At 63.3% G+C, this 23,308-nt stretch carries 21 protein-coding genes and 1 pseudogene; 6 read left to right on the top strand and 16 right to left on the bottom strand.

Annotation, left to right across the window (positions count from 1 at the left end; genetic code table 11):
• The first annotated feature begins 28 nt into the window (after positions 1-28).
• Positions 29-283, top strand: coding sequence for a DUF1344 domain-containing protein (locus AC0V7N_RS05745; protein ID WP_095202603.1), 255 nt, complete (start codon positions 29-31; stop codon positions 281-283).
• A gap of 91 nt (positions 284-374) precedes the next feature.
• Here AC0V7N_RS05745 and AC0V7N_RS05740 read toward each other — a convergent pair whose 3' ends face one another.
• The 5 genes from AC0V7N_RS05740 to AC0V7N_RS05720 all read right to left on the bottom strand — a co-directional run bounded on the left by AC0V7N_RS05740 (position 375) and on the right by AC0V7N_RS05720 (position 4,485).
• Complete coding sequence (locus AC0V7N_RS05740) at positions 375-926, bottom strand: phosphatase PAP2 family protein (protein WP_475455516.1); 552 nt, start codon at positions 924-926, stop codon at positions 375-377.
• 16 nt (positions 927-942) lie between these two features.
• Positions 943-2,106, bottom strand: a complete 1,164-nt coding sequence (locus AC0V7N_RS05735; RefSeq protein WP_475455514.1) for a glycosyltransferase — start codon at positions 2,104-2,106, stop codon at positions 943-945.
• Positions 2,103-3,635: an ArnT family glycosyltransferase gene (locus AC0V7N_RS05730; protein WP_475455512.1), complete on the bottom strand. Its 1,533-nt coding sequence runs from the start codon at positions 3,633-3,635 to the stop codon at positions 2,103-2,105. The genes AC0V7N_RS05735 and AC0V7N_RS05730 overlap by 4 nt, the downstream gene beginning before the upstream one ends.
• Before the next feature lie 100 nt (positions 3,636-3,735).
• Positions 3,736-3,888 carry a hypothetical protein gene (locus tag AC0V7N_RS05725; protein ID WP_475455510.1) on the bottom strand — a complete coding sequence of 51 codons (153 nt, stop codon included), beginning with the start codon at positions 3,886-3,888 and terminating at the stop codon, positions 3,736-3,738.
• 168 nt (positions 3,889-4,056) lie between these two features.
• Positions 4,057-4,485, bottom strand: a complete 429-nt coding sequence (locus AC0V7N_RS05720) for an Lrp/AsnC family transcriptional regulator (protein ID WP_183464419.1) — start codon at positions 4,483-4,485, stop codon at positions 4,057-4,059.
• A 124-nt stretch (positions 4,486-4,609) separates the two neighbouring features.
• Here AC0V7N_RS05720 and AC0V7N_RS05715 point away from each other — a divergent pair, with 124 nt between their 5' ends.
• The gene (locus tag AC0V7N_RS05715) at positions 4,610-5,713 is read left to right on the top strand and encodes a saccharopine dehydrogenase family protein (protein ID WP_475455508.1); all 1,104 of its coding nucleotides are present in this window, start codon (positions 4,610-4,612) and stop codon (positions 5,711-5,713) included.
• A 228-nt stretch (positions 5,714-5,941) separates the two neighbouring features.
• Positions 5,942-7,012, top strand: a complete 1,071-nt coding sequence (locus AC0V7N_RS05710; RefSeq protein ID WP_496627753.1) for an ISAs1 family transposase — start codon at positions 5,942-5,944, stop codon at positions 7,010-7,012.
• Between the two features lie 30 nt (positions 7,013-7,042).
• Here the strand turns inward: AC0V7N_RS05710 and lpdA are convergent, their stop codons facing one another.
• The 4 genes from lpdA to AC0V7N_RS05690 all read right to left on the bottom strand — a co-directional run bounded on the left by lpdA (position 7,043) and on the right by AC0V7N_RS05690 (position 12,348).
• Complete coding sequence (gene lpdA / locus AC0V7N_RS05705) at positions 7,043-8,437, bottom strand: dihydrolipoyl dehydrogenase (RefSeq protein WP_475455504.1); 1,395 nt, start codon at positions 8,435-8,437, stop codon at positions 7,043-7,045.
• Between the two features lie 346 nt (positions 8,438-8,783).
• Complete coding sequence (locus tag AC0V7N_RS05700) at positions 8,784-10,097, bottom strand: dihydrolipoamide acetyltransferase family protein (RefSeq protein ID WP_475455502.1); 1,314 nt, start codon at positions 10,095-10,097, stop codon at positions 8,784-8,786.
• Between the two features lies 1 nt (position 10,098).
• Positions 10,099-11,112 carry an alpha-ketoacid dehydrogenase subunit beta gene (locus AC0V7N_RS05695; RefSeq protein ID WP_027046082.1) on the bottom strand — a complete coding sequence of 338 codons (1,014 nt, stop codon included), beginning with the start codon at positions 11,110-11,112 and terminating at the stop codon, positions 10,099-10,101.
• A gap of 3 nt (positions 11,113-11,115) precedes the next feature.
• Positions 11,116-12,348, bottom strand: coding sequence for a 3-methyl-2-oxobutanoate dehydrogenase (2-methylpropanoyl-transferring) subunit alpha (locus AC0V7N_RS05690; RefSeq protein ID WP_475455500.1), 1,233 nt, complete (start codon positions 12,346-12,348; stop codon positions 11,116-11,118).
• Between the two features lie 334 nt (positions 12,349-12,682).
• Here AC0V7N_RS05690 and AC0V7N_RS05685 point away from each other — a divergent pair, with 334 nt between their 5' ends.
• Together AC0V7N_RS05685 and holA are read left to right on the top strand one after the other, a co-directional pair.
• Positions 12,683-13,621 (top strand): hypothetical protein, encoded by a 939-nt coding sequence (locus AC0V7N_RS05685; protein ID WP_496627752.1) that lies wholly within the window; start codon positions 12,683-12,685, stop codon positions 13,619-13,621.
• 55 nt (positions 13,622-13,676) lie between these two features.
• Positions 13,677-14,719: pseudogene (gene holA / locus AC0V7N_RS05680) on the top strand (DNA polymerase III subunit delta).
• A gap of 44 nt (positions 14,720-14,763) precedes the next feature.
• Here holA and AC0V7N_RS05675 read toward each other — a convergent pair.
• The gene (locus AC0V7N_RS05675; RefSeq protein ID WP_475455494.1) at positions 14,764-15,552 is read right to left on the bottom strand and encodes a DUF2182 domain-containing protein; all 789 of its coding nucleotides are present in this window, start codon (positions 15,550-15,552) and stop codon (positions 14,764-14,766) included.
• Between the two features lie 33 nt (positions 15,553-15,585).
• Positions 15,586-16,212 carry a DUF1326 domain-containing protein gene (locus tag AC0V7N_RS05670; RefSeq protein WP_475455492.1) on the bottom strand — a complete coding sequence of 209 codons (627 nt, stop codon included), beginning with the start codon at positions 16,210-16,212 and terminating at the stop codon, positions 15,586-15,588.
• Between the two features lie 484 nt (positions 16,213-16,696).
• On the opposite strand from AC0V7N_RS05670, the gene AC0V7N_RS05665 reads away from it, so the two are divergent.
• Positions 16,697-16,966, top strand: a complete 270-nt coding sequence (locus AC0V7N_RS05665; protein ID WP_475455490.1) for a hypothetical protein — start codon at positions 16,697-16,699, stop codon at positions 16,964-16,966.
• 126 nt (positions 16,967-17,092) lie between these two features.
• Here AC0V7N_RS05665 and AC0V7N_RS05660 read toward each other — a convergent pair whose 3' ends face one another.
• From AC0V7N_RS05660 to mnmE, 5 genes are all read right to left on the bottom strand, one after another.
• Complete coding sequence (locus AC0V7N_RS05660; protein WP_475455488.1) at positions 17,093-17,980, bottom strand: ParB/RepB/Spo0J family partition protein; 888 nt, start codon at positions 17,978-17,980, stop codon at positions 17,093-17,095.
• Positions 17,981-18,061: 81 nt separating this feature from the next.
• The gene (locus AC0V7N_RS05655; protein ID WP_080680871.1) at positions 18,062-18,862 is read right to left on the bottom strand and encodes a ParA family protein; all 801 of its coding nucleotides are present in this window, start codon (positions 18,860-18,862) and stop codon (positions 18,062-18,064) included.
• Between the two features lie 55 nt (positions 18,863-18,917).
• Entirely contained in the window at positions 18,918-19,550 is a 633-nt protein-coding gene (gene rsmG, locus AC0V7N_RS05650; protein ID WP_475455485.1) for a 16S rRNA (guanine(527)-N(7))-methyltransferase RsmG, read from the bottom strand.
• A complete protein-coding gene (mnmG, locus tag AC0V7N_RS05645; protein WP_475455483.1) occupies positions 19,547-21,418 on the bottom strand; it encodes a tRNA uridine-5-carboxymethylaminomethyl(34) synthesis enzyme MnmG in 1,872 nt (623 codons plus the stop codon). Before mnmG ends, rsmG begins: the two co-directional genes overlap by 4 nt.
• Positions 21,419-21,916: 498 nt before the next feature.
• Positions 21,917-23,248: a tRNA uridine-5-carboxymethylaminomethyl(34) synthesis GTPase MnmE gene (mnmE, locus tag AC0V7N_RS05640; protein WP_475455481.1), complete on the bottom strand. Its 1,332-nt coding sequence runs from the start codon at positions 23,246-23,248 to the stop codon at positions 21,917-21,919.
• Positions 23,249-23,308: the final 60 nt, after the last annotated feature.

Genomic DNA, 23,308 nt, shown 5'->3' with positions numbered 1-23,308 from the left:
CACAACCAAGTGAAACGGGAAAAAGATCATGAACAAGTCAGCTATCGCAGCCGCAATGGTGCTCGCCGTCGTATCCTCGACCGGTGCTTTCGCCAAAGCGGCCACCGGCACAATCGCCAGCATCGACAAGAAGGGCGACTCGATCACGCTTTCGGACGGCAAGACCTTCACCTTGCCGGAAGGCATCGAGGCCGAGACGCTGAAGGTCGGCGAGAAGGTGATGGTGACCTATTCGACCAAGGCCGGCAAGCTGGCGGCATCGAGCATCCAGCCGGCTAAATAAGCGAATCCACCTGGAGCAATTCCAGGAAAGGCGCATAAGGCCGGACGCCCGCCGGCAGCGATCTCGACGGCTGTCGGTGGGTCCGGCCTCTTCAAAGTATTCCGGTGATCAGACGATCGAGCCGGGTGCCTTCCCGGTACGCAAAGCGAACCAGGACGGCGGCCAGAATGCCGGTCGCGGCGCCGCCGAGGATGTCGCTGACATAGTGGGTTCCGAGATAGACGCGCGACAACGCGATCAGCAACGCGGCCGCGAGGAAGCAAAACCCGCGCCGGGACAGGCCGTGGACAAGGAAGGCGGCCGCGATGGCAAAACTTGCCGTCGCATGATCGGACGGAAACGAGAAATCGACGGTCCTGTCGATGATCAGGTGTGTGACATGGGCTTCGTAGGGGCGGGCCCGTTGCACGAACAGCAGGATCAGCTGGTTGATGCCAAGCCCGATAAGGAACGAAAGGCCGGCTGCTATCAGGACATGACGGATGGCCGGATCGGCACGCGGCACCCACCACTGCGCCACGACCGCCAGCACCAGCAGCGGCACGCCGACGGTCGAAACGCCGATCATCGCCGGATCGAGCATGGGAGCCTGGCCGGCCCATGTGTTAATCCAGGCGGTTATCCCGGCGTCGATTTGAAACATGCGCAGTCGGCCTCGGCTACTGGCGGCGCCAGGTGATGGCGGAATTGGTGATGTAGTTCCACGCCGAGCCGACGACCGCGCCGGCAAGGCCGGCGACCCACCAGCGTGAGTGACCGCTATAGAGAAGCGTCGACACGCCGACACCCGCCACGACGCCAAAGCTGCACAATGCCGCGAACATCAGCAGGCCGGTTAGGAATCGCCAGCCACGGCGGCGCTGGTCGCGATAAGTGAAGGTGTTGTTCAGCGTGTAGTTGAAGGCCATCGCCGTGAACATGGCGGCCGTCTGGGCGGCGGCAAACGACAGCCCGTGCGGCAGCAATGCATGCAGGACCGAGAGATGGACGACAACGCCGGCGGATCCGACCAGGCCAAAGGCGAGGAAGCGCGTCGAGATCAGGTCTCCCGACATTTTCGCGACCAGCAGACCGGCATATTCAAGCGCGACCAGGGAGTCGAGCTTGCTCTGTCCGTGCAGGCGTGGGCCAAACACGTAGGGGACTTCCTTGATCCTGATGGCGGTTGGCGAAGACGCGACAATGTCGAGCAGGATCTTGAATCCTTGCCGCGACAACCGGGGCGCCACCGCGTCGACGATCTCCCTGCGCAGCATGAAGAACCCGCTCATCGGATCGTCGACCGGCGTTCTCAAAAGCAGGCGCGCAAGGCGCGTCGCCAGCCGGCTGACCCTCGACCGCAGCCTGGTCAATCCGCCACTTGCACTGCCGTCGGTCTGGTAACGGCTGGCAATCACAAGGTCGGCCTCGCCGCGTTGCAGGATGGCGAACATGGCGGACAGGCGTGTTTCGTCGTGCTGCAGGTCTCCGTCCATCACGGCTACGATCGGCGCCGAGCTCGACAGGATGCCTTCGAGGCAGGCGCCGGCAAGGCCGCGGCGGGCGATGCGCCTGATGCCGCGAACACGGTGATCGGCGGCGGCAATGTCGCGAACCGCCAGGATCGTGCCGTCCTTCGAATCATCGTCGACAAAGACCACTTCCCATTCGATGTTGGCAAGCGATTGCCGCAGCCGGGCCACCAGCAGGCCGATATTGGCCCGCTCGTTCAGCGTTGGAACGACGATGGTCAATTCCGCGCCACCATGCCCGGTGACGGCGGGAAATGCGCTGTCCGTTGCCAACGCCACGGCGCCGTGATGGGAGGAGGCCGCCTGGCTCATTGCTGTCCCCCGGCTTGTGCAGGCTGGACATTGGCCTTGGACTGCGGCTGCCCCACGCGCGTCACCGGCAGGATCAGCATGTCGAAGACCGGAAATCCGGAGATCCGTTGCGTCATGTGCCGGGCGTCGCCGTCGACGACAAACAGGCCGGCGAGATTGTCGCGATAGGCTTTTTCCTGAGCGGCCTCGTCGTCGCGGAAATTGATGGCGGCGATGAAAAAGCCGGTGGTTTGGCTGGCGAGACGGCTGTTGTCCATGAACTGGAAATGGCGCGGGTCTCCAGGAAGCACCTCGATCGGAATATCCGGGCCAAGCTCGTAGGACAGCTTGGCCGCCTGCATCCAGTTCGAAGCAACGACATATCCGTTGGCGCGCCTGATCTCGTCGGCGACCTTGCTGTCCGTCAGCGCTGACCAGTCGACAATCTGCCAGTTGACGTCGAACTTCGGCGCCCTCTGGAAAAAGGGCCTGGTCAAGGCGCCGGTTGTCGCCTGCAGCGCAAATCCCGTGGCCAGAAGCGAAACCACGGCGACGGCGGCGACGAAGGACACCAGGAGCTGCGTTGGCCGACGCGTCGAATAATTGCTGCACCATTGGCCGACGAGGGGAAAGGCAAACAGAAAGCCGCTCATCGACCAGTGCGGCAGGGAGTGGGCGCTGAACAGGGCGATCAGATCGAAGAATATGATGGAAGGCGCCGAGAGCAGTACGAAGAAGCGATCATTTGTCGTGCCGCTCCAGGCGCCTCGCCACAGGCACACCATGGCGACCGGCCAGATCGTCGGCCACAGATAGCCCGCCTGACCAAGCAATGTGATGGCGAGGTTGCCGGGATGCAGGAGATGGCCCTCATTGGCGGTGCCCCGGCCGGACTGGAATGCCAGGGAAATCCACCCATGGTCCATGTTCCATAAAATGACCGGCAGCAGGCCGAGCGCGGCGACAGCGCCGGCCACCCATGGCCCGGCAGTCCGCAACTGGCCTCGTCCGGCTTTGGTCGACAGCAGCACCAGCAGGGCGGAAATGCAGAACAGACCGGCTTGATATTTCGACATCAGCGCCAGCCCGAGCGCCACGCCGGCCGCGCACCAGCGCAGAAAGGCAAAGCGTGGTTCCGTGCCGAGAAGCATCGGTGCGGCCAGGCAGGCGGCGGCCAGCAGAAAGAAATCAAGCGGCCCGTCGGGAACGACGAAATGGCCGGCGGAGATAAGAAAGAACGGGGCGACCGTATACCAGGCCACCGCCCAGAATGCGGCAACGACGCCATACGCGTATCGGGTTAGCGCAAACAGCAGCAACGCCGACGCAGAGCCGAGCAGCACATAGGGAAGCCTGACCACGAGCCGGCATTCGCAGCCGGAAATATCAGCCATGAACCGGGCAAGCGCGAAGCCAATCGGCGGATGATCGAAATAGGAAAGCGAATGGCTACGCGACACCACCACCGCATAGGCTTCGTCAATCGAAAGTGGGATGACCGATGCAAGCCCTATCCTGAAGATCAGGAAGACGACGACGAGAAGTGCCATCTGAGAGATCGGGTACGCCGGAAAGGAGCGCGCTGCGCTGGATGTGGGCCATGTGGCAGCCCCGGCATCTCGCCAGGTCTCGTCGTACTGCATCTGGGCGCTACCAGAACCAGAACAGATGGGAGCCGTAGTCCGGCATAGGCTCGTTTCCGGACATGACGATCAGCAGCAAGGCAATGACCAGCAACATGATGCCGGTCGTGATCCAGATCCACCGACCAGCCTGGACGGGAATATTGCGCGGTACGGACAAAGCCACCTCTCGGAACACGACAGGCTTTCGGCTTGGACGGTCTTAGCCGCAGCGGTTCAGGCGTGACACTGCCTCGTCAATCATACTGCCGCCTTGCCGGGTTCTTACAAATCAGTAAGGGGTGAATTGTTCACGGACGACCCGGCCCCGCACAGCCGGCCCCGACACTCAGCGGTCGATCCGCGTCGACAGGATGATCGATGACGAGGTCCGTTCGACACCGTCCATGGCGCCGATCTGGTCGAGCAGCGCGTCGAGGTCGCGGATCGACGGCGCGTCGACGATGACGATCATGTCGAAATTGCCGCTGACGGAGTGCAGCGTCCGTACAGGCGGCAGCGCCTGCAGCGCCCGCACAACCTTGTCGGCAAGCTTGGGCGTCACGGTGAGCAGCACATGCGCCTTGACCAGCCCCTGCTCATAGTCCGCGGACAGCTTGACGCCGTAGCCTGATATGATGCCGCGCTGTTCCAGCCGCTCGATCCGGCTCTGCACCGTCGTGCGCGACACGCCGAGCTGCCGTGCCAGTTCCGCTGTCGAGGCGCGCGCGTTGGAACGCAGCAGGGAAAGCAGCGCCTGTTCGGCTTCACTGAGCATTTCGACGAATCCTTTCGGCAAATCACCTAAAGATAGGGTTCACTCTGCCAGATTTCACGCTTCCTTTCGACAGGCAAGCTGCGATGATTCCCGTCAATTCGAAAATTGGCAGGGGTATTTGACCATGAACAACATCGTTATCGTCGGCGCCGGCAAGATCGGCTCGACCATCGCCGGGATGCTCGCCGCAACGGGCGACTATCACGTCACCCTCGTCGACCGCTCGGCGGCGCAGCTCGCCGCGGCCGAAGTGCCCGCCGGCGTCGAGACGCTCGAACTCGACATTGCCGCTCCCGGCACGCTTGAGGCAGCCTTGGCCGGCAAGTTTGCCGTGCTCAGCGCCGCCCCCTTCCACCTCACCACGCGCATCGCCGAAGCGGCGGCCAGCGCCGGCGTGCATTATCTCGACCTCACCGAGGACGTCGTCTCGACCAGGCGCGTCAAGGAACTGGCGCGTTCGGGCAAGAGTGCCTTCATTCCGCAATGCGGACTGGCGCCGGGCTTCATCTCGATCGTCGCCAACGATCTCGCCAGCCGCTTCGACACGCTGGAAAGCGTGCGCATGCGCGTCGGCGCGCTGCCGCAATACCCGTCCAATGCGCTGAACTACAACCTGACCTGGAGCACCGACGGCGTCATCAACGAATATTGCGAGCCTTGCGAGGCGATCGTCGAGGGCGAGCTGATCGAAGTGCCACCGCTGGAGGAGCGCGAGGAGTTCTCGCTCGACGGCGTCACCTACGAGGCGTTCAACACCTCGGGTGGGCTGGGCACGCTCGCCGAGACGCTCAAGGGCAAGGTGCGCACGCTGAACTACCGCACCATCCGCTATCCCGGCCACGCCGCAATCATGAAGGCGCTGCTCAACGATCTCGGCCTGCGCCACCGCCGCGACGTGCTGAAGGACATCTTTGAGAGCGCCCTGCCGGCGACGCTGCAGGATGTCGTCATCGTCTTCGTCACCGTCTCCGGCCGCCGCAACGGCCGCCTGCTGCAGGAAACCTACGCCAACAAGATCTATTCGCAGCGCATCGGCAACCAGGTCCGCAGCGCCATCCAGATCACCACCGCGTCGGGCATCTGCGCCGTGCTCGACATGCTGGCCGACGGCAGCCTGCCGGCGACCGGCTTCGTCAAGCAGGAAGACATAGCGCTCGACGCCTTCCTCGCCAACCGCTTCGGCCGCGCCTATGCGCAGCACGAGATGGTAAGCCGGCTGGCGAGCTGAGCGGCTAATCTCCCCCCTCGAGGGGGAGATGTCGCCGAAGGCGACAGAGGGGGTCGCCACACGTGAAGCGCCAACTTCCTTCTGTCGCAGGAGGCCGAGCCCAATCGAACCGACCCCCTCTGGCCTGCCGGCCATCTCCCCCTCGAGGGCAGGGGAATCGCATATGGCGATTTTGGACTTGAAGTCGGTTTGAGAAGGGATTCTTTGGGAAGGCAGTCCATCGAAGGAGTGACTGCCATTTCCAGCCTTGAGAGCTATTTCGGCGCGGTCCCTGATCCGCGCGCGGCCAATGCCACGCACCGGCTTGGCGACCTGATCGTGATGATGATCGCGGCGAGCCTGTGTGGCGCGACCAACGCGACGGAGTTTTCGTTGTTCGCGCAAGAACGCAAGCCGGCGCTGTCGCGTTTGATCGACTATGAGGAGGCGCCCAGCCACGACACCTTCTCGCGGCTGTTGCGGCTGCTCGATCCGGAGGCCTTCGGACGTGCGTTCGCCGCCTTTGCCGCAGGCTTTGCCCAGGCACGCCAGGGTGTGGTCTCACTTGATGGCAAGGCGCTGCGGCGGACCTATGAGAAAGGCCTTGCGGCCAGCCCGCCCCTGACGGTGTCAGCCTTTGCCAGCCAGACGCGGCTGTGTTTGGCGGCGGTCTCGCCCGGCGAGGGAGACAATGAGGTCGAGGCTGCCCTCAAGGTCGTCGAACTCATTGATCTTACTAGCCGATTGGTTACAGCTGACGCGCTCCGTTGCCACACGCGCATGGCCCAGGCCATCATTCAGCGTGGTGGCGACTATCTGCTCGCGCTCAAGGGAAACCGCCGGCATTGGTTGGCTCGGGCCAAACAACAACTGGCCCAGACCACTCCCGCCGTCACTGAGCGGACCGAGACCAACCATGGCCGTAGCGAATGGCGGCAGGCAGAGGTCGTGGTGGCGGCTGAACCAATGATGCCTGGGCACAAGGCCTTCATCCGCATCACCAGCCGGCGTGATCAGGCCGAACCGCTGACGCGCATGTTCATGGCCTCAACGCTGCTGTCGCCACAGCAGGCAATCGATCTCACCAGAGCGCATTGGCAGATCGAGAACGGGCTGCACTGGATGCTCGACGTCCATCTGCACGAGGACCTCAGCCGTGCCCGCAAGGACAACGCCCCAGCCAACACCGCGCTAATCAACCGCATCGCCAGAAATATCCTTCAGGCCGCCGATATCGACAAAGTCCCTATCAGCCACCGCATCAAAAAATGCGCTTGGAATGACGACTATCTCATCCAGGCAATCGCTCATATGCGATAGCCCTGCCCTCGAGGGGGAGATCACCTGCCCTCAAATATGCAGCGCGTGACCGAGCGCCTTCAGCGCCGCTTCCTGGAATCCCTCGCCCTGCGTCGGATGCGCATGGATCGTGCCGGCGATGTCCTCCAGCCGCGCGCCCATTTCCAGCGCCAGCCCGAACGAAGCCGACAGTTCCGACACACCCTGTCCAACCGCCTGGATGCCGAGCACCAGATGGTTGTCCGCACGCGCGACGACGCGAACGAACCCATCCTCGCCCATCTTCGTCATCGCCCGCCCATTGGCGGCGAACGGGAACAGGCCGATCTTGATCTCACCCTGGGCCTTCGCCTCTTCCGGCGACAGGCCGGCGGTCACCAGCTCCGGATCGGTGAAGCAGACGGCGGGTATGGAGCGCTTGTCCCAGCTGCGCTTGTGGCCGGCGACGATCTCGGCGACCATTTCGCCTTGCGCCATCGCCCGGTGCGCCAGCATCGGCTCGCCGGTGACGTCGCCGATGGCAAAGATGCCGCGCATCGAGGTGCGGCACTGATCGTCGATCTTGATGAATTTTCCCGCCATATCGAGATCGATCTGGTCGAGCCCCCAGCCTTCGGTCACCGGCTTGCGGCCGACCGTCACCAGGATCTTGTCGGCGGAAACCTTGGCGCTCTTGCCGTCCGCTGTCTCGACCAGCAGCGCGTCGCCTTTTGTCGACAGCCCCTTGGCCTTGGCGCCGAGCATGACCTCGACGCCGAGTGCCGCGAGCCGCTTGACCACAGGCCGGGTCAGCTCCGCATCATACTGCGCCAGCACGCGCGGCAGGGCTTCGACCACGGTCACCTTGGCGCCCATCTTGGCAAAGGCCATGCCGAGTTCCAGCCCGATATAACCGCCACCGACAACCGCAAGCTTCTTGGGCACATCACTTAAAGCCAGCGCATCGGTGGACGAGATCACTGGCCCGCCAAAGGGCAGGAACGACAATTCGACCGGCGCCGAGCCGGTGGCGATGACGATTGTCTCGGCCCGGATCACCTGGCTTCCCGTCTCGGTCTCGACCTCCACGGTCTTGCCGTCGCGGAACGTCGCCCAGCCTTGCACGGTCTTCACGCCGGCCTTCTTCAACAGGCCAGCGACGCCGCTGTTGAGCCGGCTGACAATGCCGTCCTTCCAGGCGACGGTTTTGCCGAGGTCGAGCACGGGTGCCGAGAGCGAAATGCCAAGCGGGCTCTTGCCGCCGGCCATGTGCGCGACCTTCTCGAACTCCTCCGCCGCATGGATCAGCGCCTTGGAGGGAATGCAGCCGACATTGAGGCAGGTGCCGCCCGGTTTGCCGGCTTCGACGATCACCGTATCGACGCCGAGCTGGCCGGCACGGATGGCGCAGACATAGCCGCCGGGACCGGCACCGATGACAAGCAGCTTGCAGGAGATTTCTTTCATGTTGGCACCTTGGTTATCACCGCGCCGGTTATGACGGCCTCGCAACGATGGGGGTTGGCCGAGACGACCCTCCCTTCGTCATCCCAGGGCGAAGCAGGAGCGAAGCTCCGTCGCGGAGACCCTGGGATCCATGCCGTGACCTTGGAGCGCCGCAGCGGTGCAGAATTCTGTTCCGCAGTGACCTTTGGCAGCGGGCACGGCATGGATCCTCGGGTCAAGCCCGAGGATGACGAACGCATGGAGGCCGGCCGCCAATCACGAATGTTGGTGACTGGCAACAGAAAGCTAGCTGGCAGTGGCCGTACGCTTCGCTCAGCCAGAAAACCCTGTTCTCTGTCCATCACCCTCAATCCACAAAAATCAGCGCCGGCGTTTCCAGCAGCGCCTTGATGCGCTGCACGAACACTGCGGCATCCCAGCCGTCGATCACCCGATGGTCGAAGCTCGACGACAGGTTCATCATCTTGCGCGGGATGAACTGCGTGCCGTCCCACACCGGCCGCACCATCATCTTGTTGACGCCGATGATCGCCACTTCCGGATGGTTGATGACCGGCGTGGTCGCGATACCGCCCATGGCGCCGAGCGAGGTTATGGTGATGGTCGAGCCGGATAGCTCGTCGCGCGTCGCCGTGCCTGATTTGGCCGCCTCGGCCAGCCTGTTGACCTCGGCGCCGCAATCCCAGATGTCGCGCGCCTCGGCATGCTTGACCACCGGCACCACCAGCCCCGACGGCGTCTGCGCGGCGATGCCAATATGGATGCCGCCATGCTGGTGGATGATGCCGGCCTCGTCGTCGAACAGCGAATTGAGCTGGGGCTGATCAGCGATCGCCTTGACCATAGCCCGCATCAGGAACGGCAGCAGCGTCAACTTGGGCCTGTCCTGGCGCTTCTCCCTGTTGAGTGCGGCGCGCAACTCCTCGAGCGCGGTGACGTCGATCTCCTCGACATAGGTGATGTGCGGGATGCGCGATTTGGACAGCGTCATCTTCTCGGCGATCTTGCGCCGCAGCCCCACCATTTTGATGTCCTCGATCGCGTCGTTGCGGGCGAGACCCGATGCCTTGGCGACCTGCGGCCCGCGCGCCAGGAACGCCTCGATATCCTCATGGCCGATGCGGCCGGCAGGACCGCTTCCCGCAACCTGCCTGAGATCGATGCCCGCCTCTTTCGCCCGCAGGCGCACGGCTGGTGACGCCAGCGGCTTTTCGCCCTCCGGGCGTGGCGCGCCGGAGACGGATGTCTGGCCAGTGCTTTTCGAAGCAGCCGGGGCGGGTTTCACGTCCGCAACGCTGGCCTTTGCCGGGGTCTTCGCGGCCGGCGCGGCGGTTTCGGGCTTCGGCGTCGGCAGCTTGGCCGGAGGCTCGGGCGCCACCTCGGCCTTGGCGCCGCCCTGCGGCTTTACATTGCCCTCGCCCGCCACTTTCAGCCGGACGATCGGCGAGCCGATCGCCACCGTGTCACCGATCTCGGCGCCCAGCCACAGTATCTCACCATCGACAGGTGAAGGAATCTCGACCGTCGCCTTGTCGGTCATCACGGCGGCAAGCACGGTGTCCTCGCGCACGATGTCGCCGATCTTGACGTGCCACTCGACCAGTTCGGCCTCGGCGACGCCCTCGCCGACATCGGGCAGCTTGATGATGTGCTCGCCCATGTCAGGCCTCCATGGTTTCAATCAGAGCGCGGCCGACGCGGGCGGGACCGGGGAAATAGTCCCACTCCTGCGCGTGCGGATAGGGCGTGTCCCAACCGGCGACACGCGCCACCGGCGCCTCCAGATGGTAAAAACAGTTTTCCTGCACCAGCGCCGACAGTTCGGCGCCGAAGCCCGAGGTCAGCGTCGCCTCATGCACGATGACGCAACGCCCGGTCTTCTTGACCGAGGCGACGATCGTGTCGAGGTCGAGCGGCAGAAGCGTTCTCAAGTCGATGATCTCGGCATCGATGCCGGTCTCCTCGGCCGCGGCCTGGGCGACATAGACCATGGTGCCGTAGGCGAGCACGGTGACCGCCGAGCCGGCCCGGCGGATCGCCGCCTTGCCGAGCGGCACGGTGTAGTGGCCGTCGGCGACCTCGCCGAGCTCATGCTTCGACCACGGCGTCACCGGCCGGTCGTGATGGCCGTCGAACGGGCCGTTGTAGAGCCGCTTCGGCTCGAGGAAAATCACCGGATCGGGATCCTCGATCGCCGCGATCAACAGCCCCTTGGCATCATGCGGGTTGGACGGCACGACAGTCTTCAGGCCGGAGACATGGGTGAACAGCGCTTCCGGGCTCTGGCTGTGCGTCTGGCCGCCGAAAATGCCGCCGCCGGTCGGCATGCGCACCACGATCGGGCACGTGAAATCGCCGTTCGAGCGGTAGCGCAGCCGCGCCGCTTCCTGGGTCAGCTGGTCGTAGGCAGGGTACATGTAGTCGGCAAACTGAATTTCCACGCAGGGCTTCAGGCCATAGGCGGCCATGCCGATGGCCGAGCCGACAATGCCGGATTCGTTGATCGGCGCGTCGAAGCAGCGGCTCTTGCCGTATTTGGCCTGCAGGCCGTGGGTGACGCGAAAGACGCCGCCGAAGAAGCCGACATCCTCGCCGAACACGACGACTTTGTCGTCACGCCCCATCGACACATCCATGGCGTCGCGGATGGCCTCGATCATGGTCCGTCTCGGCATGGCTCAGACTCCCGCCTGCTGGCGCTGGCGCCTGAGATGCGGCGGCATCTCGGCATAGAGGCCCTCGAACATGTCGCGCGTCGACGGCTTGCCGCCGGCATGCAGCGTGCCGTGGCTCTCCGCCTCCTTCTGCGCCGTGATCACCGTGTCGAGGATTTCCGCCTCGGCCTGCGCATGCCGCTCGTCCGACCAGACGCCGAGGCCGATCAGATGGTTCTTCAGCCGCACGACCGGGTCGCCGAGCGGCCAGGCGTCGGACTCGGTTTTCGGTCGGTAGGCCGAAGGATCGTCCGAACTCGAATGCGCGCCGGCGCGATAGGTGACATACTCGACCAGCGTCGGCCCGAGATTGCTGCGCGCCCGGTCCGCCGCCCATTTCGCCACGGCGTGGACGGCGAGATAGTCATTGCCGTCGACGCGCAGCGACGGAATGCCGAAGCCGAGCCCCCGGGCTGCGAACGTGCCGGAGCCACCGCGTGCAATGCCTTGAAAGGTCGAGATCGCCCACTGGTTGTTGACGACATTGAGCACCACCGGCGCCTTGTAGGTGGACGCGAACACCAGCGCCGAATGGAAATCGGATTCCGCCGTCGAGCCATCGCCGATCCACGCAGCCGCGATCTTCGAATCGTTCGAGATCGCCGATGCCATCGCCCAGCCGACCGCCTGGATGTACTGCGTCGCCAGATTGCCGGAGATGGAGAAGAAGCCGTGCTCCTTCGATGAATACATGATCGGCAGCTGCCGACCTTTCAGCGGATCGGCCTCGTTGGAATAGATCTGGTTCATCATGGTGACCATCGGATAGCCGTCGGCGATAAGCAGCCCTGCTTGGCGATAGGTCGGGAAATTCATGTCGCCCGGCTCGAGCGCCTTGCGGAAGGCGCAACTCACCGCCTCCTCGCCGAGATGCTGCATGTAGAACGAGGTCTTGCCCTGGCGCTGCGCCATCTGCATGCGGGCATCGAAGGTTCTGAGCGTCATCATGTGGCACAGGCCTTCCAGCAACTCCTCGCTGGACAGCAAACCGGCCCAGGGGCCGACCGCCTCGCCGTCGCGGTTGAGCACTCGGATGATCGAGAACGCCATATCGCGGATGGTGCGCGGATCGACATCGATATCGGGGCGCGGCACCGAACCGGCCGGCGCAAGGGTCACATTGGAGAAATCAGGCGTGCCGCCCGGCCGCACTTCCGGCTCCGGAACGTGAAACCGCAACATCCCAGCATCGGCCATGACCTTTGTCCTCCAATGTTGCCTGGCCCGAGGATATTTGCACATCCGTGCCGCCAGACCAGTGCGAATTCGTCGGGCAAGGCGCACGCATCGGGCCGGCCACGCCGGCCGATCCAGCCTCCCGCCCACAAGATGTAGACATGTCCGCGAAATTTCTTGTCGATGTTTCGGTGTGGCGCGCAATTTAGCAGAAGCTTGCCGGCGATTGCCGCAACAGGCGATAAACCCCGGACTGGTTTGCCTTTGGCGGGGGTGCGCGTGCCTCGGCGATTCAAGTTGCGCCTCCCGCCCCCCAAAACCTATCCTCACTGGTATCGTTCGAGAGGGGCAGAACATGGAAGGGCGATCGGGAGCTTTTATCGCTTTGGCGATTGTGGCCTTTCTGGTCGGGCTCGGTCGACCTGCGTTCGCCCAGCCGGAGTCTGAGGATTGCATGAGCATTTTCTATCGTACGAAAGATGCTGCATGCCTCGACCTTGTCGTCGCCACCCTGGACAATGCTCCGCCCAGGATCGACAACGGAACGATCATCGGGTTTTTCGCGGCGTTGTTTGACAGCGCGCCGGAGCTGCGGCGCAAGCTGCTGGATGGGGTGCGTTCCGATCGCGCGGCCGAGTTCTATCTGGTGGCACTTCGCAGAGCTGGCCTGGCGGACGAAGCGCGTCGTTTCGCGTCGGCCCGAAAACTGGAGAATGCAGCACCCGCAGACGTCGCGCCGCTGAAGACGGTGATGCCCGTCTCCGTGGCGATGGACAATGATCTGCTGATTGGCGCCTACATGGCGACCGGAGACTTGTCCTACATCGATCATGTTCTGGAGAATCTTCGAACCAGCCGTGACGGCATGGCGGCGGACGCGATCCGCATCGGTCTTGTTATGGGAAAGTTCGGGGGCGCAGGCGCTCCGGGCCGCCGCAACATCATGATTATCGCTGCCTGCCGGAAATATGGATGCCCCAAGAGTCAGGCGTCCAGGGATATGATGCGTACGATGACGATAGCATCGGCTGTATGGGCCATAGGATCGCTGGCGAAGAACGACGTTGCGATCAAACAGGAACTCGATCGGTTCTTCCAGAACGACTCTCGTTTGACCGCCATTTTCGCAAGTGAACAGAATGCCTTTGCCAATTATCTGACCTTGGTGACTTTATGGACGGTCAAGAAGGACGATTCGCTTGACGCGGCATTGACAGACTACGAGCGCCTCGAGGCTGCCGATAGCTTGTTCAAGCCCGACAGCCTCCTGCGACCCTCCCAGGACAAGAAATAGAGGCCGGCACCAAGGGCTTGTTCACCCGGCGCTCGTGCCATGCTAACCACCACTCATGGCACAGAAGAAAGCTTTCGAGGTCGATTCGTGGCTCGCGAAGCCTGACCCGCGCATCTCCATCGTCCTGCTCTACGGCCCTGATCGCGGCCTCGTCTCCGAGCGCGCGAAGGCCTTTGCCGAAAAGACCGGCCTGCCGCTCGACGATCCGTTCTCCGTGGTTCGGCTCGAGGGCTCGGAGGTCGACCGTGACGAAGGCCGGCTGCTCGATGAGGCCCGCACCGTGCCGATGTTTTCCGACCGGCGCCTGCTCTGGGTGCGCAATGCCACCGGCCAGAAGGCGCTGGCCGACGACGTCAAGGCGCTGACGGCGGAGCCGGCGCGGGATGCCATCATCCTGATCGAGGCCGGCGATCTCAAGAAAGGCGTCGGGCTGCGCGCCGTGGTCGAGGCGGCGGACGGGGCCATGGCGCTGCCCTGCTACGCCGATGAAGCCCGCGACATCGACACGGTCATCGACGACGAGCTGCGCAAGGCCGGCATGTCGATGACCATGGAAGCGAGACAGGCGCTGCGCCGCAATCTCGGTGGCGACCGGCTGGCCTCGCGCGGCGAGATCGAAAAGCTCATCCTCTACGCCCACGGCCAGAAGGACATCGGCCTGGAAGAGGTCCGGGCAATGTCGGGTGACGTCTCCGGCGCCTCGTTCGACGACGCCGTCGACGCGTTGCTCGAGGGCAAGGTCGGCGACTTCGACACCGCCTTCACCCGCCACTGCCAGTCCGGTGGCCCGCCCTTCCTGGTGCTGTCCTCGGCGATGCGGCAATTGCAGCAGATCCAGATCATGCGCGGCCAGATGGACTCTGCCGGCCGCAACGCGGCGTCGGTCGTTGCCGGCGCCCGCCCACCGGTTTTTTCTCACGGCGCAAACTGGTGGAGAAAGCGCTGGATCGCTGGAGCAGCGACGCGCTGAGCCGCGCGCTGACCCGGCTGCAGACGGCGGTGCTGCAAACGCGGCGGCGGCCCGATCTGGCTGTGGCGCTGGCGCGACAGGCGCTGCTGGGGATAGCGGTGGAGAGCGCGAGGCTGGGGCAGCGGTAGCAGAGCGATCCTCCTCTTTCGGCGCCGAGCGCTGCTTCCATTGGTCAATTCATTGTCATGGCGCCCACCGGTTGGAAGGTTGGCAGCGCCTGTGGAAAGACCAGCACCACCGCGCCATAAAGGAGCAGAGCGACACCCGACACCTTTGCGATCCCATCTCCTGACGGGAGGGTCTTTTCGGCAAAGATCAGTAGGGTGACCACGGCCATTGCGGCGACGTTCATGATCCCGAGAGGAAAGAGGGCGAGGAACAAAAGCCAGCAGCAGCCCAGGCAAAAAAGTCCATGCTCCAGGCCCATGCGAACCGCGCCGCAACAACCATCGCGCCATGAGGTCAGGATGAAGCCAATCGGCGTCCGGCATTTGGCCAGACACAGATCTTTCAGTGGCGAGAGTTGATAGGCGCCCCCAATCATCAGTAGCGCGCCGCCGATACGCGCGGCCGTCGCGGTGGACAATCCCACACGCCCGGCAAACATCTCCGCGCCCGCTGCACCGGCAAAGGCGATAACGCCCATCACGGCCCAAACCAGCATGTACCCGGCCACGAACACCCAGCTCGAGACAAAGGTCTCGCCCCGGCCCTGTTTGCCAGCCTGGACTTGGTGGAACGTCAGGATCATTGGCGCGGCCGTCGGAAACATCATGGCAATCATCATGATCATCCAGACGGCAAGAAACAGCGGCGCCTTCATGCCCATGGTGAGCGCGTACATTTCCATGCTCATGTCCGCGTCCATGCCCGTCTGTTGCCAGATAAGCAAGGTCCACGCCGCCGCAGCAATAGCGATCAGCAGCGCGAGAATGATGTATCGCTGCAACGTCGGCGCCATGGACGAGGTCGTTCCGTACTGTGCGACCAACTTCTACAGCTGGCCGGACCAATTGATCGGGGCGTAATGTCCGTTTCGGCGGGAATTGTCCCAGCTCATGCCGTGGTCGCTGAATGTACTGCCTTCCGCCCCCATCGCCAGGGCGAGCCAGTCGGGATTGACAGGATGGCCGGTGGCCGCCCACATCTGCCCGTCCTCGCGCATTGTCGGCAGCGGCTCGACCGCCATCCGCATAACGCCCGCAATCTCCGCGGACCGCTTCTTGCCCTCTATCCGGTAGTCTATCGGCACTTTCTTGGCGCCGAGGTTCGTGCCAATCATGGGTGCCAACACGGCCATAGGGCCGCCCGCGGCGCCAGTGAAGATGGCACCTAGCGCCTCTGTTTGCCTGTCATCGGCGCGTTCGTCGATATAGGCGGCGGCCGTCCAATTGCCGTTCGCCATCGGACCCGGCGTGTGCGCAACCATCACGACACTGAGCCCATCCAATCGGACGTCGCCGTAATTGCCCGCATCGATATGAAAGGCCAAACCGACGTCGCAAACACCTCTCGTCGGCTTCGATGTCAGCTGCGCGTTGGTGGACAGCAGGCAAGGACATACGACATCGCAGCTACAATTTTCGAAGTAACTTCCGGACAATTGCCAACGGACTGCCATTTGCACCTCCCACTTGCGTCAGGCGCGTCGGCATATCGCTTTGGCGAGGCGTGCCATTTCACGATTATTGTTGGAATGGCAAACAGCCCTCGCCGCGACTGACCGGCACGCCAGGGCAATTAATTTAAGCCATATCTAATTCAAGGTACGCCGTTGCCCGGTACTGTCAAGTTGCGAGCGCCAGGGCTGGCGACAGGCACTTCTGGCGATCGCCATGGAGAGCGCGAGGCCGGGGCAGCGCGGATAATCTCCCCCCTCGAGGGGGAGATGTCGCCGAAGGCGACAGAGGGGGTCGGCACGACCGGACGCCAACCTTTTCTTCATTTCTGCACAACGCCGGCGCTTGATGGAGACGACCCCCTCTGGCCTGCCGGCCATCTCCCCCTCAAGGAGGGAGATCAGCAGCCTCGCCGCTTTCACCAATCACCAGTGTGTGACGAGGGCAGGCCTAGCGGCCAGTCCTTAGTCAGGATAGTTTCGTGGCATGAAGCGTTTTACTCGGCAGCAAATAGCGGCCTACGCAGGAACACTTGCGGGATATTTGCTTGTGTCTGCAGCAGCAACGACGCTCGGTCGTTACACCTTGTCGCTGAATCACAAGGTGCTGGTCCCCTGGTGGGTCAACTATTTTGGCATTTCTCTGGGCATGTTTCTTAGCATCACCATCCTCGGTCCCGCCATTATTCGGCTGAAGACGAAGTGGCAAAAAGCGTCAATCGATCGCAAAAATCCTGACATTCGCGACGAAATCTGAACCGCTAGGGACTCAGCCGGAATTCAACCTGTTGGTCGGGGCGCAGCGGCCGTATATCACCGATATATCAGCTGCAAAACTGACCGGACCTCCATTACCCGGCAAAAAACCAAGCCGCTCAGCTGCCTACCGCTCCTGCTTCAATCTCCGGCACAGCTCATCCAGCTGCTCCAGCGAGCGATAGGACACCCTCAGCTCGCCGCCCTTGCCCTTGTGGTCGATGGCCACGATCATGCCGAGCGTATCGGTCATCAGCTTTTCCAGCGCCAGCGTGTCGGTGTCCTTTTCCGGCGCGGCTTGCGGCTGCTTCAGCTTGGCCGGCGTGGGACCGGCCGGCATTTGCGCCAGCGCTTCGGCCTGGCGCACCGAAAGGCCCTCTTCGACGATGCGCTTGGCAAGGCCGGCCGGATCCTCGGCCGTCACCAGCGTGCGGGCGTGACCGGCCGACAGTGCGCCGTCGACCAGCATGTCGCGGATCACGTCCGGCAGCTTCAACAGCCTGAGCGTGTTGGCGACATGGCTGCGGCTCTTGCCGATGACATTGCCGAGGTCAGCCTGGGTGTAGCCGTGCTCGTCGATCAGCTGCTGGTAGCCCAGCGCCTCCTCGACCGCATTGAGATCGGTGCGCTGGACGTTCTCGATGATCGCCAGCTCGAGCGCGGTGCGGTCATTGACCTCGCGGATGATGACCGGGATCTCGGTCAGCCCGGCGCGCTGCGCGGCCCGCCAGCGCCGCTCGCCGGCGATGATCTCGTAACGCCCGGCCTGCGTCGGCGACGACCGTGCCACCACCGGCTGGACCACGCCATGTTCGCGGATGGACTGCGCAAGATCGGTCAGTTCGGCATCGCCAAAATGCCGGCGCGGATTCTTCGGGTTCGGGCTGAGGAACTCGATCGGCACCTTGCCGTCGGCGCTCATGCCGGGCTTTTCCGGTGCGGCCGGCCGATCGATCTCGCCGATCAGTGCGGCCAGCCCGCGGCCCAGTCTTTTTCTCGAAAGGTCTTCGCTCATCTTTATTCCAAGTTTATTTTAGATAATTGTCTTTGGATCGTTTCGGTATCGAATCGGCTGTTAATTATGCATCCGGCCTAATCAAGCGGCGCGCAATTTGCGCTCGCGGCGGATCACTTCCGAGGCCAGTTGCAGGTAAGCCTGGCTGCCCGAGCACTTCAAATCGTAAAGGATCGCCGGCTTGCCGTAGGACGGCGCTTCGGACACCCGCACATTGCGCGGAATGATGGTCTCGTAGACCTTGTCGCCCATATGCGCCCGTACATCCTGCACCACCTGGTTGGCGAGGTTGTTGCGGCCGTCATACATGGTCAGCACGATGCCCTGGATAATGAGGTCCGGATTGATCGACCGACGCACCTGCTCGACGGTCTCCAGCAACTGGCTGAGGCCTTCGAGCGCGAAGAACTCGCATTGCAGCGGCACAAGAACGGAATCCGCTGCTGCCATTGAATTCAAAGTCAAAAGGTTGAGCGAAGGCGGGCAATCGATCAGCACATAATTGAACGGCGCCCCGCGCTCCGTCGCGGCGCGCAGCGCATTGCGCAGCTTGAGCACCCGGTCAGGCGCCGAGGCGATCTCCATTTCGATGCCGAGCAGATCGAGTGTCGACGGCACGATCGACAGGCCGGGCACGGCGGTCGGAATGGCCGCGGCTTCCAGATCCAACTCGCCCGTCAGCACATCATAGGACGAGACCGTACGGTCCTTGCGGTCGATGCCGAGGCCGGTGCTGGCGTTGCCTTGTGGGTCGAGATCGACGATCAGCACCTTTTCGCCGATTGCGGCGAGCGCGGTGGCCAGATTGATGGCGGTGGTCGTCTTGCCGACACCGCCCTTCTGGTTGGCTACGGTGATGATGCGGGGGCCGTTTTTCATCATGGATCTATGCCAGAAATTCATTTTTGGGTCGCCAAATAACCCGACACGTCGAAGCTCAGACAGGCCTGATGTCGGACAGTTCGAGGATGACGCCATGAGGGTCGGTCACACTGGGATGTTCTACCAGATCGAAGGCCCATCGGTTAATGCTTTCTTGCACTTCGGCGCGATAATCCCGGCCTTTGTGGAACAGCCCGCGGGCGCCTGATGTCAGCCAGGGCGCCGACAGATCGAGCAGCACCGAAAGCGAGGCCAGGGCCCGCGCCGTGACGATTTGTGGCGCCGAAACAAGTGCATGGCTGTCCTCGATGCGGCGCGCCACGACCCGCGCCGGCAGGCTGAACTGGCCGATGACGGTCTGCAGAAACGACGCTTTCTTGCGGTTGCTTTCCACCAGATCGATGCTGGCTCCCGCACGCTCGGCGAGCAGGAAAGCCATGACTAGGCCCGGAAATCCGCCGCCCGAACCGATGTCGACCCAGCGCGTGGCGCTGGGTTCTATGCGCGCCAGCTGCGCGCTGTCCAATATGTGGCGCTGCCAGACATCGCCCGCGGTCGACTGCGCCACGAGGTTGATGCTGCGGTTCCATTTCTGGAACATCTCTTCGAACGCCACCAGACGATCGAATGTTTCACGTGAAACCGGGCCGGCCGCATCCCGCAGGCTCTCTAGGGAAAAAGAGCTCACGCAACGTCTCTCTGCGCACTCTCATGATGCCGGACATGCGCGACAATGATCGCCAGCGCCGCCGGCGTCATGCCCTCCATGCGCTGGGCGTCAGCAACGGAGCGCGGCCGCCGCGTCTGCATCTTCTGCTTCAATTCATTCGACAGTCCGGGCACGTCGCCGAAATCGACCGTCTCGGGGATCAACCGGCCCTCTTCATGGCGGATCTGCGCCACATCCGTCTTCTGGCGATCGAGATAGACTGAATATTTCGCTTCCGTTTCGAGCCGCTCGGCGGTCTTGGCATCGACCGCAGCAAATTTCGGCTCGACCCTGGCCAGCCAGGCGACATCGACGTCGGGATAGGACAGCAATTCATAGCCGGACCGGCGCACGCCGTCCCTGTTGATCTCCAGCCCATGCCGCGCCGCTTCATTGGGGGTCATCGCCACCGCCTTCGCCAGGTCCCGCGCTGCGTCGAGCCGTTGCATGACATCGCCGTAGCGCTGCAGCCGTTGCGCAGAAGCAATCCCGAGCCTCTCCGCCAGCGGCGTCAGCCGCTCATCGGCATTGTCGGCGCGCAGCGACAGCCTGAATTCGGCCCGCGAGGTGAACATGCGGTAGGGTTCGCTGATGCCGCGACTGGTGAGGTCATCGACCATCACGCCGATATAGGCCCCGGTGCGGCTGAGCACGATCTGTTCGCCGCCCGCCGCCCGCCGCGCCGCGTTGAGGCCGGCGAGCAGGCCTTGGCCGGCGGCTTCCTCATAGCCGGTCGTGCCGTTGATCTGCCCAGCGAGGAACAGGCCACCGACGCGCTTCGTCTCAAGCGTCTGATGCAGTTCGCGCGGATCGACGTGGTCGTACTCGATGGCATAGCCAGGCTGCAGCATGACCGCGCGCTCCAGCCCCGGTATGGTTTTCAGGATGTCGAGCTGCACATCCTCGGGCAGCGAGGTCGAAATCCCGTTGGGGTAGACGGTGTCGTCGTCGAGCCCTTCCGGCTCCAGAAAGATCTGGTGGCCGTCCCGGTCGCCGAACTTGACGATCTTGTCCTCGATCGACGGGCAATAGCGCGGCCCGACACCTTCGATCGAGCCGGAATACATGGCCGAGCGGCCAAGATTGGCGCGGATCAGCTCATGCGTGGCTGTGGTCGTGCGGGTGATGCCGCACTCGATCTGCGGCGTCTCGATGCGGTCCGTCATCAGCGAGAACGGTACTGGGTCTTCGTCCGCTGCCTGGCTTTCCAGCGAGGCCCAGTCGATCGTTTTCCCATCCAGCCGCGGCGGCGTGCCGGTCTTCAGCCGTCCGAGCTTGAAGCCCGCACGGTCCATCGTCGCCGACAGACCAAGGCTCGCTTGCTCATTCATGCGGCCGGCGACGATCTTCTTTTCGCCGATATGGATGAGCCCGCGCAGGAATGTGCCGGTCGTCAGCACCACCGCGCCGCAGGCGAGCCGACGGCCGTCGGCCAGCAGGACGGCGGCGATTCGCCCCTCGACGATCTCGAAGTCCAGGACCTCGCCCTCGACCACGTCGAGATCGTTCAGCTGCCGAATCGCTTCCTGCATGGCCAGGCGATAGAGCTTTCTGTCGGCCTGGGTGCGCGGTCCGCGCACCGCTGGGCCCTTGCGGCGGTTGAGCAGGCGGAACTGAATGCCGGCCGCATCCGCCACCCGGCCCATCAGCCCGTCCATGGCGTCGATCTCACGCACCAGATGGCCCTTGCCGAGGCCGCCGATCGCCGGATTGCACGACATCACGCCAATCGTGTCGAAGCGCAGCGTCACCAGCGCGGTTTTGGCGCCGGCGCGCGCGGCCGCACTGGCCGCCTCGCACCCAGCATGGCCGCCGCCCACCACAACCACATCATAGCGATCGGCCATTTCCAAATCCTGGACTCAGCAGAGATTGAGGGACACATGTCCCCCCGGGGCGAAGCTGTCAAGAAAACTTCGCTGCAAGTTTCACGTGAAACAGGGTGAGAGCCATGTTCGGCGGTGTTTCACGTCAGTCATGGTCGTCGCGATTGTTTCACGTGAATCACCTTGTTGTTCTCAGTGGCGGTGCATGTTTCACGTGAGTCAGCGTTAAGGATTGCTGAAGCGTCCCCAACTTCGTCATCCACGGGCGGAGCAGGAGCAAAGCTCCGTCGCGAAGACCCGAGGATCCATTCCGTGACTTTGCCAAGGGGGCAGCGGAGCAGAATTCCGAACCGTGGCTACGCTTTGAAGTCGCGGCATGGATCCTCGGGTCTGCGCCGCGTCGCTACGCTCCTTGCTCCGCCCGTGGATGACGATGGTTGATGTCTCCGCTAATCGACAAGCTATGCCGCATCACCGAACACTTGGCTCAGTATCAGCCAAGCCATTGTTTCACGTGAGTCATTTCCCGATGCAGAACTGCCCGAAGATCACATCCAGCATGTCCTCGACATCGATGGCGCCAACGATTCGGCCCAGGCGGTCAGCGGCCAGCCGCAATTCCTCAGCCCGCAACTCCTGGCCAGAGGCGTGGCCTTCGATCGCTCTAACCAGGTGGCGATTCGCTTCGCTGAGCAATTCGACATGGCGCAGGCGCGAAGGCAGAACATCGCCAACGTCACCGGCCGCACTTGCTGCGCGCCGGCCGATCTCACCCAACAAAGCGTCCACACCGGTTCCGTTTACAACTGAAATGACGAGGTCATATCCACTGGACGCCTCCCGAGCGGTCTGCTCATCCAACAGGTCGAGCTTGGTGCCGACGCGCAGCAAACCTGCCGTATCCGGCAACGGACCGATGTCCCTGGGCGACAAAATGTCTTCCAGTAGCAGCAAAAGATCGGAGCGGTCCGCCTTGGCCCTGGCCTTCTCAATGCCGATGGCCTCGACCTTGCCCGGCGCGTTACGCAATCCAGCCGTATCCGTCAGCCTGACGCGCAGCCCGCCGAGATCCAGCGTCACCTCGAGCAGGTCACGAGTCGTGCCCGGTTCATCCGTTACAATAGCTGCATCCCGGCGCGCCAGGGCGTTGAACAGACTCGATTTGCCGGCATTCGGCGCGCCGAGAATGACGACCTCGAAGCCGTCACGGATGATCTCGGCGGCGTGAAATCCGGCGATGTGGCGATCGATCTCGCCGATCATCGCCGTCACATCAGACCAAACCGTATCCGAAACGGAACCGGGCACATCGTCCTCATCGGCAAAGTCGATCTCCGCCTCGATCATGGCGCGCGCATGGATCAGCCGGCGGCGCCAGCTCATATAAAGATCGCTCTGGGCGCCCTCGGCATTCCGAATGGCGAAGCGCCGTTGCGCCTCGGTCTCCGCGTTGACCAGATCCGCCAGTGCCTCCGTCTCGACCAGGTCGAATTTGCCATTGAGAAAGGCGCGGCGGGTGAATTCGCCGGGTTCGGCGTGCCTGACGCCGTCAAATCCGGCGATCACCTCCAGCATCCTGGCCACCACCGCCCGCCCGCCATGGACATGGAATTCGGCGACATCCTCACCAGTGAAGCTGGCTGGGCCAGGGAAGAAGATGACCAGACCGCTGTCCAGCACGGTTCCGTCCGGCGCTCGGAACTTGCGCAGAACCGCCGCACGCCGCTTAACCATGCCGCCGGCGATCGTTTCGACCACGAATCGAGTCTGCGGGCCGGAAATACGCAGCACCGCGACCCCGGCTGGAAGACGGCCGCTCGACAGCGCAACGATTGAATCGCCTGAAATCATTTGCCCGCTCTGTTGAACCGCCCTAGCCTCGCGCCTTCAAACAACCCGAGTGTGCCCATC

This window comes from Mesorhizobium kamtschaticum, assembly GCF_056174585.1.
The sequence above is the reverse complement of the archived record's forward strand: the minus strand, read 5'-3'. Positions and strand labels throughout refer to the sequence as shown.

Bases quoted from the DNA above. Each gene is read 5' to 3' on its own strand.
- AC0V7N_RS05665 (WP_475455490.1), top strand. From the start codon at position 16,697: ATGAAGCGTTTTACTCGGCAGCAAATAGCGGCCTACGCAGGAACACTT.
- AC0V7N_RS05720 (WP_183464419.1), bottom strand. From the start codon at position 4,485: ATGCTCAGTGAAGCCGAACAGGCGCTGCTTTCCCTGCTGCGTTCCAAC.
- AC0V7N_RS05670 (WP_475455492.1), bottom strand. From the start codon at position 16,212: ATGGCAGTCCGTTGGCAATTGTCCGGAAGTTACTTCGAAAATTGTAGC.
- AC0V7N_RS05730 (WP_475455512.1), bottom strand. From the start codon at position 3,635: ATGGCACTTCTCGTCGTCGTCTTCCTGATCTTCAGGATAGGGCTTGCA.
- AC0V7N_RS05715 (WP_475455508.1), top strand. From the start codon at position 4,610: ATGAACAACATCGTTATCGTCGGCGCCGGCAAGATCGGCTCGACCATC.
- AC0V7N_RS05695 (WP_027046082.1), bottom strand. From the start codon at position 11,112: ATGCCGAGACGGACCATGATCGAGGCCATCCGCGACGCCATGGATGTG.
- AC0V7N_RS05690 (WP_475455500.1), bottom strand. From the start codon at position 12,348: ATGGCCGATGCTGGGATGTTGCGGTTTCACGTTCCGGAGCCGGAAGTG.
- AC0V7N_RS05745 (WP_095202603.1), top strand. From the start codon at position 29: ATGAACAAGTCAGCTATCGCAGCCGCAATGGTGCTCGCCGTCGTATCC.
- lpdA (WP_475455504.1), bottom strand. From the start codon at position 8,437: ATGAAAGAAATCTCCTGCAAGCTGCTTGTCATCGGTGCCGGTCCCGGC.
- mnmE (WP_475455481.1), bottom strand. From the start codon at position 23,248: ATGATTTCAGGCGATTCAATCGTTGCGCTGTCGAGCGGCCGTCTTCCA.
- AC0V7N_RS05700 (WP_475455502.1), bottom strand. From the start codon at position 10,097: ATGGGCGAGCACATCATCAAGCTGCCCGATGTCGGCGAGGGCGTCGCC.
- AC0V7N_RS05740 (WP_475455516.1), bottom strand. From the start codon at position 926: ATGTTTCAAATCGACGCCGGGATAACCGCCTGGATTAACACATGGGCC.
- AC0V7N_RS05660 (WP_475455488.1), bottom strand. From the start codon at position 17,980: ATGAGCGAAGACCTTTCGAGAAAAAGACTGGGCCGCGGGCTGGCCGCA.
- AC0V7N_RS05655 (WP_080680871.1), bottom strand. From the start codon at position 18,862: ATGATGAAAAACGGCCCCCGCATCATCACCGTAGCCAACCAGAAGGGC.
- AC0V7N_RS05675 (WP_475455494.1), bottom strand. From the start codon at position 15,552: ATGGCGCCGACGTTGCAGCGATACATCATTCTCGCGCTGCTGATCGCT.
- AC0V7N_RS05735 (WP_475455514.1), bottom strand. From the start codon at position 2,106: ATGAGCCAGGCGGCCTCCTCCCATCACGGCGCCGTGGCGTTGGCAACG.
- mnmG (WP_475455483.1), bottom strand. From the start codon at position 21,418: ATGGCCGATCGCTATGATGTGGTTGTGGTGGGCGGCGGCCATGCTGGG.
- AC0V7N_RS05685 (WP_496627752.1), top strand. From the start codon at position 12,683: ATGGAAGGGCGATCGGGAGCTTTTATCGCTTTGGCGATTGTGGCCTTT.